The organism is Streptococcus mitis, from assembly GCF_003942865.1.
In the GTDB taxonomy this organism is placed as follows: Bacteria; Bacillota; Bacilli; order Lactobacillales; family Streptococcaceae; genus Streptococcus; species Streptococcus mitis_BI.
This window is the reverse complement of record NZ_RJNZ01000001.1, coordinates 181,896-194,876: the sequence shown is the minus strand read 5'-3', so window position 1 is coordinate 194,876 and position 12,981 is coordinate 181,896. Positions and strand designations below refer to the sequence as shown.

Annotated in this window: 10 protein-coding genes; 9 read left to right on the top strand and 1 reads right to left on the bottom strand. The window is 38.4% G+C overall.

Translation table 11 applies throughout. The features are described from left to right. Positions 1-84 precede the first annotated feature (84 nt). From D8845_RS00945 to sdbB, 9 genes are all read left to right on the top strand, one after another. Positions 85-3,186 (top strand): DNA polymerase III subunit alpha, encoded by a 3,102-nt coding sequence (locus tag D8845_RS00945; RefSeq protein ID WP_125452154.1) that lies wholly within the window; start codon positions 85-87, stop codon positions 3,184-3,186. A gap of 81 nt (positions 3,187-3,267) precedes the next feature. Further along, the gene (gene pfkA / locus D8845_RS00940) at positions 3,268-4,275 is read left to right on the top strand and encodes a 6-phosphofructokinase (protein ID WP_000820860.1); all 1,008 of its coding nucleotides are present in this window, start codon (positions 3,268-3,270) and stop codon (positions 4,273-4,275) included. Between the two features lie 58 nt (positions 4,276-4,333). Then, complete coding sequence (gene pyk / locus D8845_RS00935) at positions 4,334-5,839, top strand: pyruvate kinase (protein WP_125452153.1); 1,506 nt, start codon at positions 4,334-4,336, stop codon at positions 5,837-5,839. A gap of 222 nt (positions 5,840-6,061) precedes the next feature. Continuing rightward, positions 6,062-7,321 carry a UDP-N-acetylglucosamine 1-carboxyvinyltransferase gene (locus tag D8845_RS00930; protein ID WP_125452151.1) on the top strand — a complete coding sequence of 420 codons (1,260 nt, stop codon included), beginning with the start codon at positions 6,062-6,064 and terminating at the stop codon, positions 7,319-7,321. 15 nt (positions 7,322-7,336) lie between these two features. Then, positions 7,337-7,888 (top strand): GNAT family N-acetyltransferase, encoded by a 552-nt coding sequence (locus D8845_RS00925; protein ID WP_125452149.1) that lies wholly within the window; start codon positions 7,337-7,339, stop codon positions 7,886-7,888. Next, positions 7,881-9,158 carry a CBS-HotDog domain-containing transcription factor SpxR gene (gene spxR, locus D8845_RS00920; protein WP_125452147.1) on the top strand — a complete coding sequence of 426 codons (1,278 nt, stop codon included), beginning with the start codon at positions 7,881-7,883 and terminating at the stop codon, positions 9,156-9,158. The genes D8845_RS00925 and spxR overlap by 8 nt, the downstream gene beginning before the upstream one ends. 15 nt (positions 9,159-9,173) lie before the next feature. Then, the gene (locus D8845_RS00915) at positions 9,174-10,034 is read left to right on the top strand and encodes a methionyl aminopeptidase (RefSeq protein ID WP_000631543.1); all 861 of its coding nucleotides are present in this window, start codon (positions 9,174-9,176) and stop codon (positions 10,032-10,034) included. A 165-nt stretch (positions 10,035-10,199) separates the two neighbouring features. Continuing rightward, positions 10,200-10,907 carry a thiol-disulfide oxidoreductase-associated membrane protein CcdA2 gene (gene ccdA2, locus D8845_RS00910; RefSeq protein WP_124787932.1) on the top strand — a complete coding sequence of 236 codons (708 nt, stop codon included), beginning with the start codon at positions 10,200-10,202 and terminating at the stop codon, positions 10,905-10,907. Positions 10,908-10,917: 10 nt separating this feature from the next. After that, a complete protein-coding gene (gene sdbB, locus D8845_RS00905; protein WP_125452145.1) occupies positions 10,918-11,484 on the top strand; it encodes a thiol-disulfide oxidoreductase-associated lipoprotein SdbB in 567 nt (188 codons plus the stop codon). Positions 11,485-11,673: 189 nt separating this feature from the next. Here the strand turns inward: sdbB and pbp3 are convergent, their stop codons facing one another. Continuing rightward, positions 11,674-12,915: a D-alanyl-D-alanine carboxypeptidase PBP3 gene (gene pbp3 / locus D8845_RS00900; RefSeq protein ID WP_125452143.1), complete on the bottom strand. Its 1,242-nt coding sequence runs from the start codon at positions 12,913-12,915 to the stop codon at positions 11,674-11,676. Positions 12,916-12,981: the final 66 nt, after the last annotated feature.

The following is a 12,981-nucleotide window of genomic DNA, read 5'->3' as shown; positions in this document are numbered from 1 at the left end:
CAGTTTGTACTTAATGGACTGATTAAGAAATATGGGGTGTAAAATGGTATAATAGAAGTATATCAAAATAGGAGAGGTGAGTTCATGATTGCACAACTTGACACCAAAACAGTTTATAGTTTTATGGAAAGTGTAGTTTCGATTGAAAAATATGTACAAATAGCTAAAAACTATGGTTATTCTCACCTTGCTATTATGGATGTGGATAATCTCTATGGAGCCTATCATTTTTTAGAAGTGACTCGAAAATATGGAATCCAACCTCTAATTGGTCTTGAAATGACCTTGATTATAGACGAGAAGGAGATCTCTTTTCGTTTTCTAGCTCTATCTACTAAGGGTTACCAAGAGTTGATGAAGTTATCCACTTTAAAAATGACGGGACGAAAAAATTGGTCTGACTTTACCAGTCACCTTGAGGATGTTGCTGTTATTGTTTCTTATTTTGATGGAATCGATCAGCTGGATTTAGGTCATGATTATTTTATTGGGGTTAGTCCCGATACTCACCAAGAAGTCTTTACCAAACCTATTCTTCCACTGTATCAGGTCAACTCTTTTGAGAAAGAAGACATACAGGTTTTGCAAATCTTGTCGGCAGTCAAAGATAATATCAGTCTGAGAGAAGTGGATGTGCATTCACAACCAGGGTTCTTTCTACCAGCCTCAGAATTAGAAGGAATATTTAAAAATCGCTTTCCTCAGGCGCTTGCCAATCTCCAAGGTTTGATAGGGAGTGTTAGCTACCAACTTGATCCAAGTTTAAAACTCCCTCGCTTTAACCCTGAAAGACCTGCAGTAGAAGAACTTAGAGAGAGGGCTGAGCAGGGACTGATAGCCAAGGGACTAACCTCAGCTATCTATCATGAGCGACTGAATGAGGAATTAGCTGTGATTCATGATATGGGATTTGACGACTATTTTCTTGTAGTTTGGGATTTGCTACGTTTTGGACGTTCCCAAGGCTACTATATGGGAATGGGGCGTGGTTCTGCTGTGGGTAGTTTGGTCGCCTACTCACTTGATATCACAGGGATTGACCCAGTAGAGAAAAATCTGATTTTTGAACGTTTCCTTAATCGTGAACGATATACCATGCCTGATATTGATATTGACATTCCAGACCTTTATAGACCAGAGTTCATTCGTTATGTTCGTGATCGGTATGGCAGTCAACACGTGGCGCAGATTGTCACTTATTCGACCTTTGGAGCAAAACAGGCAATTCGTGATGTTTTCAAACGCTATGGTGTTCCAGAGTACGAATTAACAAATATTACGAAAAAAATCAGTTTTCGAGATACGCTAACGATGGCCTATGAAAAGAATTTGCAATTTAGACAGGTCATAAATAGTAAGATTGAGTACCAAAAAGCTTTTGATATTGCTCGAAAGATTGAAGGTTATCCTCGTCAGACCTCTATCCATGCGGCAGGAGTCGTTATGAGTGACCAAGACTTGACAGACTATATTCCTCTAAAATATGGTGAGGATATGCTCATCACCCAGTATGATGCTCATGGTGTTGAAGCTAATGGACTTCTAAAAATGGATTTTCTTGGTTTACGTAACCTGACTTTCGTACAAAAAATGCAAGAATTACTTGCGGAGTCAGAGGGTGTTCATCTCAAAATCGAAGAGATTGATCTGGAAGATAAAGAAACCTTGGCTCTCTTTGCAGCTGGAAATACGAAAGGGATTTTCCAATTTGAACAATCTGGAGCCATTCGACTCTTGAAACGGGTCAAACCACAAGTCTTCGAAGAAGTGGTGGCAACAACATCCCTTAACAGACCAGGTGCTAGTGATTATATTGATAATTTTGTGGCTCGCAAGCATGGCAAAGAAAAAGTGACGGTGCTAGATCCTTCCTTGGAGGACATCCTGTCATCAACTTACGGTATCATGCTCTATCAAGAGCAAGTTATGCAGGTAGCTCAGCGCTTTGGAAGATTCAGTCTTGGTAAAGCCGACATTCTCAGACGTGCCATGGGTAAGAAAAATGCTAAAGAGATGCATTTGATGAAGGAAGATTTTATCACTGGTGCAGTTAAACTCGGTCATTCAAAAGAGAAAGCCAACCAAGTTTTTGCAGTGATGGAAAAGTTTGCGGGTTATGGATTTAATAGATCCCATGCCTATGCTTACTCAGCACTGGCATTCCAACTTGCTTATTTCAAGACGCACTATCCTGCTATTTTCTTTCAAGTCATGTTGAATTATTCAAACAGTGATTATATTGTAGATGCATTGCAGATGGGATTTGAAGTGGCAACTTTAGCTATCAATAGTATTCCCTATCACGATAAGATTGTTCAAAAAAAAATTTACCTAGGTTTGAAAGCGATTAAGGGGGTATCAAGAGATTTTTCTTATTGGATTATTGAAAATCGTCCTTTCTCAAGTATTGAAGATTTCGTCACGCGTCTGCCTAAGAATTACAAGAAACTCTCACTTTTGACGCCTTTAGTTGAACTGGGGCTCTTTGATGAATTTGACAAAAATCGCCAGAAGATTTTAGTGAACCTACCTAACTTATTTGTTTTCGTTGAGGAGTTGGGTGGGCTCTTTGCAGATACAAATTATAGTTGGACTGAGGCTGATGATTTAACAGAGGCAGAGAAGTTTTACAAGGAACAAGAACTGATTGGGGTAGGTATCAGTGCCCATCCTCTACAAACTCTCGCTAAACAATCCCTATATCCGACAACCCCAATTGCTAATCTTATTGAGGGAGCAAATGCAACTCTTCTAGTTGAAGTGCAAAAAATAAAAGTAATTCGAACTAAAAAAGGCGAGAATATGGCCTTTCTACAGGTTCACGACAGTAAGTCTCGGATGGATGTTACAGTATTTTCAGATCAGTATCGAAAATTTTCCTCTATCCTATCTGAAGGAAAGTTCTACTACATCAACGGTAAGATTCAATCAAGAGATGACCGTCTGCAAATGATTGCACAAGATTTGAAAGAAGCAGTGGCTGAACGATTCTGGATTCAGGTTAAAAATCATGAATATGATAAAGAAATTTCAAATATCTTAGACCAGTATAAAGGCTCAATCCCAGTCATCATCAGGTATGAAGAGGAACAGAAAACAATTGTTTCTTCCCAATATTTTGTGACTAAATCCAATGAATTAGAAGCGAAATTGGATAAAATTGCTATGAAAACGATTTATCACTAAAATTACGGAAAATAGAAGAATTTTCCATTTAAATGTGATATAATCAGTAGGAATGTTAAAAGAAAAAGGAGCATAAACTAAATGAAACGTATTGCTGTTTTGACTAGTGGTGGAGACGCCCCTGGTATGAACGCTGCCATCCGCGCAGTTGTTCGTCAAGCAATTTCAGAAGGAATGGAAGTTTTTGGTATCTATGATGGATATGCTGGAATGGTTGCTGGTGAAATTCATCCCCTAGATGCTGCTTCAGTAGGAGACATCATTTCTCGTGGTGGTACATTCCTTCACTCTGCTCGTTACCCAGAGTTCGCTCAACTTGAAGGGCAACTTAAAGGAATTGAGCAATTGAAAAAACACGGGATTGAAGGTGTAGTTGTTATCGGTGGTGACGGATCTTACCACGGTGCTATGCGTTTGACTGAACATGGCTTCCCAGCAATCGGTCTTCCAGGTACAATCGATAACGATATCGTTGGTACTGACTTCACAATCGGTTTTGACACAGCGGTTACAACTGCTATGGATGCTATCGATAAGATTCGTGATACATCATCAAGTCACCGTCGTACTTTTGTTATCGAAGTTATGGGACGTAACGCTGGTGATATCGCTCTTTGGGCAGGTATCGCAACTGGTGCTGATGAAATCATCATTCCTGAAGAAGACTTCAAGATTGAAGATATCGTAGAAAGCATTAAATGTGGTTATGAGTGTGGTAAAAAACACAACATTATTGTCTTGGCTGAAGGTGTTATGTCAGCAGCTGAATTTGGTCAAAAACTAAAAGAAGCTGGAGACACAAGTGACCTTCGTGTGACAGAACTTGGACATATTCAACGTGGTGGTTCTCCAACTGCGCGTGACCGTGTTTTGGCATCACGTATGGGTGCACATGCTGTTAAACTTCTTAAAGAAGGTATCGGTGGTGTTGCGGTTGGTATCCGTAACGAGAAAATGGTTGAAAACCCAATTCTTGGAACTGCAGAAGAAGGAGCATTGTTTAGCCTTACTGCAGATGGTAAGATTGTGGTTAATAACCCACACAAGGCTGACCTTGAGCTATCTAGCTTGAATAAGAGCTTGTCATAATTTATAATTTAGTTAATAAGACCAAAAAGGTCATATATATAAAGGAGTCACAAAAATCATGAACAAACGTGTAAAAATCGTTGCAACTTTGGGACCTGCGGTAGAAATCCGTGGTGGTAAAAAATTCGGTGATGACGGATACTGGGGCGAAAAACTTGATGTTGAAGCTTCAGCTAAAAACATTGCTAAATTGATTGAAGCTGGTGCTAACACATTCCGTTTCAACTTCTCACACGGTGACCACCAAGAACAAGGTGACCGTATGGCAACTGTTAAACTTGCTGAAAAACTTGCAGGTAAAAAAGTTGGTTTCCTTCTTGATACAAAAGGACCAGAAATCCGTACTGAATTGTTTGAAGGAGATGCAAAAGAGTACTCTTACACAACTGGTGAAAAAATTCGTGTTGCTACTAAGCAAGGAATCAAATCAACTCGTGATGTAATCGCATTGAACGTTGCTGGTGCTCTTGATATCTATGATGATGTTGAAGTTGGACGTCAAGTATTAATTGACGATGGTAAACTTGGTCTTCGTGTAGTGGCTAAAGATGATGCGAGTCGTGAATTTGAAGTTGAAGTTGAAAATGACGGTGTAATCGCTAAACAAAAAGGTGTTAATATCCCTAACACTAAAATTCCTTTCCCAGCTCTTGCTGAACGTGATAATGATGACATCCGCTTTGGTCTTGAACAAGGTATCAACTTTATTGCGATTTCATTTGTACGTACTGCAAAAGACGTTGAAGAAGTTCGTGCAATCTGTAAAGAAACTGGAAACGGACACGTTCAATTGTTCGCTAAAATCGAAAACCAACAAGGTATCGACAACTTGGATGAAATCATTGAAGTTGCTGACGGTATCATGATCGCTCGTGGTGACATGGGTATCGAAGTACCATTCGAAATGGTTCCAGTTTACCAAAAAATGATCATCAAGAAAGTCAATGCTGCAGGTAAAGTTGTTATCACTGCAACAAACATGCTTGAAACAATGACTGAAAAACCACGTGCAACTCGTTCAGAAGTATCAGACGTTTTCAACGCTGTTATCGATGGAACTGACGCTACAATGCTTTCAGGTGAGTCTGCAAATGGTAAATATCCACTTGAGTCAGTAACTACAATGGCTACAATTGACAAGAACGCTCAAACTCTTCTTAACGAATACGGTCGTTTGAACTCAGATTCATTCGAACGTAACTCTAAGACAGAAGTAATGGCTTCAGCTGTTAAAGATGCTACTAACTCAATGGACATTAAATTGGTTGTAACACTTACTAAGACTGGACACACTGCACGTTTGATCTCTAAATACCGTCCAAATGCTGATATCTTGGCATTGACATTCGACGAATTGACAGAACGTGGATTGATGTTGAACTGGGGTGTTATCCCAATGTTGACAGATGCTCCATCTTCAACTGATGATATGTTCGAAATCGCTGAACGTAAAGCAGTTGAAGCAGGTCTTGTACAATCAGGTGACGATATCGTTATCGTAGCTGGTGTACCAGTTGGAGAAGCTGTTCGTACAAACACAATGCGTATCCGTACAGTACGTTAATCTAACATTAAAAAGCCTATCATATCAAGCTATAAAGCTTGATATGATAGGTCTTTTTTTGTATTAGGGGCAAAAAAGGGGCAAAACATTTCAAGACAGCTCATTTGCTAATAAATCCGATTCAGCTAATATAATTGAAAATGATGGAAAAAAGGGTGAATTTATGATATACTTTAATGTAGGACCTTTTTAGAAATTTTGAAAGAGTATTAAAAATTTAAAATGAGAAAAATTGTTATCAATGGTGGATTGCCCTTGCAAGGTGAGATTACCATTAGTGGTGCAAAAAATAGTGTTGTAGCTTTGATTCCAGCTATTATCTTGGCAGATGATGTTGTGACTTTGGATTGTGTTCCAGATATTTCCGATGTTGCTAGTCTTGTCGAAATTATGGAATTAATGGGTGCTACTGTTAAGAGATATGATGATGTGTTAGAGATTGATCCAAGAGGTGTTCAGAATATTCCAATGCCTTATGGGAAAATCAATAGTCTTCGTGCATCTTATTATTTTTATGGAAGTCTTTTAGGTCGCTTTGGGGAAGCTACTGTTGGTTTACCTGGTGGATGTGATTTGGGACCTCGCCCTATTGACTTACACCTTAAGGCTTTTGAAGCTATGGGAGCAACTGTTAGCTACGAGGGAGATAACATGAAGTTATCTGCTAAAGAAACAGGACTTCACGGCGCAAGTATTTACATGGATACGGTTAGTGTCGGTGCGACGATTAATACAATGATTGCTGCGGTTAAAGCAAATGGCCGTACTATTATTGAAAATGCAGCCCGAGAACCTGAGATTATTGATGTTGCAACTCTCTTAAATAATATGGGTGCTCATATCCGTGGTGCTGGAACCAATATTATCATTATTGATGGTGTTGACAGATTACATGGAACGCGTCATCAGGTGATTCCAGACCGTATTGAAGCAGGAACATATATTTCCTTAGCTGCTGCAGTCGGTAAGGGAATTCGTATCAACAATGTATTATACGAACACTTAGAAGGATTCATCGCTAAGTTGGAAGAAATGGGAGTTCGAATGACTGTATCGGAGGACAGTATTTTTGTCGAAGAACAGTCTAATTTGAAAGCAATCAATATTAAGACAGCACCTTATCCTGGTTTTGCTACTGACTTACAACAACCAATTACTCCTCTCTTGTTAACAGCAGAGGGGCGTGGAACCATTATTGATACAATTTATGAGAAACGTGTAAACCATGTTTTTGAACTAGCAAAGATGAACGCAGATATTACGACTACAAACGACCATATTTTATATACTGGTGGACGTGGTTTGCGTGGGGCAAGTGTTAAAGCTACTGATCTTAGAGCTGGGGCCGCACTTGTCATTGCTGGACTGATGGCTGAAGGTAAAACTGAAATAACAAATATTGAGTTCATCTTACGTGGTTATTCGGATATTATTGAAAAACTACGTAATCTAGGGGCAGATATTTCATTAGTTGAAGAATAAACCGTAGAGGTGTTTATGAATATTTGGACCAAATTAGCAATGTTTTCTTTTTTTGAAACGGATCGCTTGTATTTGCGTCCTTTCTTTTTTAGTGATAGTAAGGACTTCCATGATATAGCTTCAAATCCAGAAAATTTACAATTCATTTTTCCAAGTCAAGCTAGTCTGGAAGATAGTCAATATGCACTGGCCAATTATTTTATGAAGGCTCCTTTAGGTGTATGGGCTATTTGTGATAAGAAAACTGAAAAAATGATTGGTTCAATTAAGTTTGAGAAGCTAGATGAAATTAAAAAAGAAGCAGAACTTGGTTATTTTTTGAGAAAAGATATATGGTGTCAAGGTTTTATGACAGAAGTTGTAAGAAAACTTTGCCAACTTTCTTTTGAGGAATTTGGTTTAAAGCAATTATCTATCATTACTCATCTTGAAAATGAAGCTAGCCAACGGGTTGCTCTCAAGTCTGGATTTCGATTGATTCGTCAGTTTAAAGGAAGTGATCGCTATACAAAGAAAATGCGTGATTATCTTGAGTTTCGCTTTGTAAAGGGAGAAATTAATGAGTAAACACCAAGAAATTCTAAGCTATTTGGAAGAATTACCCGTTGGTAAAAGGGTCAGTGTTCGTAGTATTTCGAATCATCTGGGAGTCAGTGATGGAACGGCTTATCGGGCCATTAAAGAAGCTGAAAATCGTGGAATTGTAGAGACTCGTCCAAGAAGTGGTACTATCCGTGTTAAATCTCAGAAAGTTGCTATCGAAAGATTAACATTTGCAGAAATTGCAGAAGTGACTTCTTCTGAGATTCTGGCTGGGCAAGAAGGTTTAGAGAGAGAATTTAGTAAGTTTTCAATCGGTGCCATGACTGAGCAAAATATCTTATCTTATCTTCATGATGGGGGACTCTTGATTGTCGGAGACAGAACCCGTATTCAGTTGTTAGCCTTGGAAAATGAAAATGCAGTTCTAGTTACAGGTGGATTTCAGGTCCATGATGATGTGCTAAAACTGGCTAATCAAAAAGGGATTCCTGTTCTGAGAAGCAAGCATGATACTTTCACTGTCGCGACCATGATCAATAAAGCCTTGTCAAATGTCCAAATCAAGACTGATATTCTGACAGTTGAGAAACTTTATCGCCCGAGTCATGAGTATGGTTTTCTGAGAGAGACAGATACAGTTAAAGATTATTTGGACTTGGTACGTAAGAATCGTAGCAGCCGTTTTCCTGTTATCAATCAACATCAGGTCGTTGTTGGGATTGTTACTATGAGAGATGCGGGTGATAAGTCACCAAGTACTACAATTGATAAGGTCATGTCTCGTAGTCTATTTTTAGTTGGATTATCGACAAATATTGCTAATGTGAGTCAACGTATGATTGCTGAAGACTTTGAAATGGTACCGGTTGTTCGAAATAATCAAACCTTGCTTGGAGTTGTGACACGACGAGATGTCATGGAGAAGATGAGTCGTTCCCAAGTTTCTGCTCTACCTACTTTTTCTGAGCAAATTGGTCAAAAACTTTCTTACCACCATGATGAAGTAGTCATTACAGTGGAACCCTTTATGCTAGAGAAAAATGGTGTTTTGGCTAATGGTGTATTGGCGGAGATACTGACTCATATGACACAAGATTTAGTTGTTAATAGTGGTCGAAATCTCATTATTGAGCAGATGCTAATCTACTTTTTGCAGGCTGTTCAGATAGATGATATATTGCGCATTCAAGCACGCATTATCCATCATACGAGACGGTCAGCTATTATTGACTACGATATTTATCATGGTCATCAGATTGTTTCAAAGGCAAATGTAACCGTTAAAATTAATTAGAAACTAGGAGAAAAAATGATAACATTAAAATCAGCTCGTGAAATCGAAGCTATGGACAAGGCTGGTGATTTTCTAGCAAGTATTCATATCGGCTTACGTGATTTGATTAAGCCTGGCGTAGATATGTGGGAAGTAGAAGAGTATGTTCGTCGTCGTTGTAAGGAAGAAAATTTCCTTCCGCTTCAGATTGGAGTTGACGGTGCCATGATGGACTATCCTTATGCTACCTGTTGCTCTCTTAATGATGAAGTGGCTCATGCTTTCCCTCGTCACTATATCTTGAAAGATGGTGATTTGCTCAAAGTTGATATGGTTTTGGGAGGTCCTATTGCTAAATCTGACCTGAATGTCTCAAAATTAAATTTCAACAATGTTGAACAAATGAAAAAATACACTCAGAGCTATTCTGGTGGTCTTGCAGACTCATGTTGGGCTTATGCTGTCGGTACACCGTCCGAAGAAGTGAAAAACTTGATGGATGTAACTAAAGAAGCCATGTATAAGGGGATTGAGCAAGCTGTTGTTGGAAATCGTATCGGTGATATCGGTGCGGCTATTCAAGAATACGCTGAAAGTCGTGGTTACGGTGTAGTGCGTGATTTGGTTGGTCATGGTGTTGGCCCAACCATGCACGAAGAGCCAATGGTTCCCAACTATGGTATTGCAGGTCGTGGACTCCGTCTTCGTGAAGGAATGGTCTTGACTATTGAACCGATGATCAATACAGGTGACTGGGAAATTGATACAGATATGAAAACTGGTTGGGCGCATAAGACCATTGACGGTGGACTATCTTGTCAATATGAACACCAATTCGTGATTACGAAAGACGGTCCTGTTATCTTGACCAGCCAAGGTGAAGAAGGAACTTATTAAAATAATCAAAACCAGATTGGAGAAGAAGTCGACTTAGACAACTTTCTTCAATCTTTTTCTTTTATCTAACATCATAGTAAAACCAGCTAACCGTAGCAAACTTGATACAAATTTTAACATTTATAGTACAATAGGATATGAATTATTAAGAAAGTTGGTTCTTTATTGGAAACGATATTATTTTCAATCTCCGTTTTTTTAGCAGGCGTCTTGTCCTTTTTTTCCCCCTGTATTTTTCCTCTGTTACCAGTTTATGCTGGAATTTTATTGGATGATCAGGAAAGTGCAAAAAGCTTCTCTCTTTTTGGAAGAAAAGTCGCTTGGTCAGGTTTGATTCGAACACTTTGCTTTATTGCAGGTATCTCTCTCATTTTCTTTATCTTAGGATTTGGTGCTGGTTACCTTGGTAATATTCTCTATGCGAATTGGTTTCGTTATACCATGGGGACGATTATTATCATTTTAGGTTTACACCAGATGGAAATTTTTCATTTTAAGAAATTAGAGGTTCAAAAAAGCTTTACCTTTAAAAAATCAGATTCTAATCGTTATTGGTCAGCTTTTTTACTTGGTATTACCTTCAGCTTTGGTTGGACGCCTTGTATTGGTCCAGTTTTAAGTTCTGTTTTAGCACTTGCGGCTTCTGGAGGCAATGGTGCCTGGCAAGGAGCTATCTATACTCTTGTTTACACTATGGGGATGGCTATTCCTTTCTTGGTTTTGGCTCTAGCTTCTGGTGTAGTGATGCCTTATTTTAGTAAAATCAAACGTCATATGATGCTACTAAAGAAAATTGGTGGTTTCCTTATTATTTTAATGGGAATTTTGTTACTATTAGGACAAGTAAATGTTCTAGCTGGAATTTTTGAATAAAGGAGAACAAATGAAAAAAGTAATGTTTGCTGGCTTAAGCCTCTTGTCAGTACTTGTATTGATGGCCTGTGGTGAGAAAGAGACTAAACAGACTAAAGAACCAGAACAATCTCCCAAACAACAGCAACAAACGACTGTACAACAAATTGCTGTTGGAAAAGAGGCTCCAGACTTTACCTTGCAATCAATGGATGGCAAAGAAGTTAAGTTATCTGATTTTAAGGGTAAAAAAGTCTACTTGAAGTTTTGGGCTTCATGGTGCGGTCCATGTAAAAAAAGTATGCCTGAGTTAATGAAATTAGCTGAAAAAGGAGATCGTGACTTTGAAATTCTTACTGTTATTGCACCGGGCATTCAAGGTGAAAAAACTGTTGAGCAATTCCCACAATGGTTCCAAGATCAAGGTTATAAGGATATCCCAGTACTTTATGATACTAAAGCAACAACTTTCCAAGCTTATCAAATTCGAAGCATTCCTACAGAATACCTAATTGACAGTCAAGGAAAGATTGGAAAGATTCAATTTGGTGTCATAAGTAATGAAGATGCAGAAGCAGCCTTTAAAGAAATGAACTAGAATCAAGATTTTAAAATAGTATTTATATAATCAATCCCCTAGATTTTAGATAGTGTTAATCTAATATTTAGGGGATTTTTGATGTCGATAAATTGAGATTAAAAAAGAAGGGAGTTCTGTATTATACAGATTCCCTTTCTTTTTCTTTAAACATCATATTTATTTTTTATCTTTGATCAGTTTACTACATTACAGTTTATCGTTTATAAATCTAATAATTTGATTCCACCAAACTTTCAAAAAGAAGGCTTTTTCTATTTTCTTTTCAGATACCATTTCGAAACTAGGACGTTCTGTGGTAATGTAACCTTGACCAATCAAGTCCTTGTCTTCATAAGTCAAATGTCCAACCACTGTTCCGGCTTCAAGTGGTGCTGGGATTGCTTTAGAATTAGGTGTGAATTGAACAGATTGGGAAGATTGACTTCCAACACGTTCAATTAAAGAGATATCATCTTTGGCAACGGCAGTGACCGTATCTTCTTTTCCATCTTGTACAGGAGTTTTGCTATCTTGGTAAGCATCCCCTTTTTGAACGATTTTGCGAAGTGTGAATGTAGAAGAAATATAATCCATTAGTGAAGATGTAGCTGTAAAACGAGCGTAAGGATTATTGTCTTGATGGTCTGCATTCAAAACAACTGTGATAACCCTCATCCCTTTTTCGACAGTAGTACCCACAAAAGATTCACCGGCTTTGTCTGTTGTTCCTGTCTTGAGTCCGTCAAAACCACCGCGATGAGCAGGCATGCCTTCTAACATGTAGTTAGTCGAAGTGATTGTCATTCCAGCAAAAGTAGAAGAGGGTTTTTTGGTGATTTCCAAGACTTGTGGGTACTTTTTGATGAGATTGCGAGCAACGATAGCAACATCATAAGCACTGAGCTTATTTTCCTCATCTTTTTTAGAGCCTGGGTAAATGTTATCACCTAGAGTCTCATTGTTAAGACCCGTCGTATTGACAACAGTGGCATCCTGAATTCCCCATTCCAAGAGCTTTGCCCGCATCATATCGACGAAATCTTTTTCTGAGCCAGCAATTTTCTCAGCTAGGGCAATAGCTGCACTGTTAGCACTAGATACTAGGGTTGCTTCAAGTAGTTGTTCGACGGTATAATTACGAGCTTCCATAGGAACATTACTTGCTTCGGAATTTGTCGTTAATCTGTAAGGATAATCAGAAATATCTACCGGAGTTGATAGTGTAATACTGCCGTTTTCCAAGGCTTCATAGACAAGATAAACAGTAATTAATTTTGTGATTGAAGCGATTTCGACTGGCTGAGTTGCATCTTTTTCATAAAGTATTTTCCCAGTATTTGCTTCAACAGCAATGGCATGTTTTGCGGCAATATTAAAATCTTGAGCGGCAACAGTAGAAGCCGATCCAATTACGGATAAGCTTAGTAGAGTTAAAATTATTTTTTTCATAGTAAGTTTATTCTAACATAAAGAAAAAAATATTCCCAGTTTCATGATAGAAGAAAGAAGCTTTTT

Excerpts from the sequence above, each read along its gene's own strand:
- D8845_RS00945 (WP_125452154.1), top strand. The coding sequence starts at position 85 with ATGATTGCACAACTTGACACCAAAACAGTTTATAGTTTTATGGAAAGT.
- pfkA (WP_000820860.1), top strand. The coding sequence starts at position 3,268 with ATGAAACGTATTGCTGTTTTGACTAGTGGTGGAGACGCCCCTGGTATG.
- pyk (WP_125452153.1), top strand. The coding sequence starts at position 4,334 with ATGAACAAACGTGTAAAAATCGTTGCAACTTTGGGACCTGCGGTAGAA.
- D8845_RS00930 (WP_125452151.1), top strand. The coding sequence starts at position 6,062 with ATGAGAAAAATTGTTATCAATGGTGGATTGCCCTTGCAAGGTGAGATT.
- D8845_RS00925 (WP_125452149.1), top strand. The coding sequence starts at position 7,337 with ATGAATATTTGGACCAAATTAGCAATGTTTTCTTTTTTTGAAACGGAT.
- spxR (WP_125452147.1), top strand. The coding sequence starts at position 7,881 with ATGAGTAAACACCAAGAAATTCTAAGCTATTTGGAAGAATTACCCGTT.
- D8845_RS00915 (WP_000631543.1), top strand. The coding sequence starts at position 9,174 with ATGATAACATTAAAATCAGCTCGTGAAATCGAAGCTATGGACAAGGCT.
- sdbB (WP_125452145.1), top strand. The coding sequence starts at position 10,918 with ATGAAAAAAGTAATGTTTGCTGGCTTAAGCCTCTTGTCAGTACTTGTA.
- pbp3 (WP_125452143.1), bottom strand. The coding sequence starts at position 12,915 with ATGAAAAAAATAATTTTAACTCTACTAAGCTTATCCGTAATTGGATCG.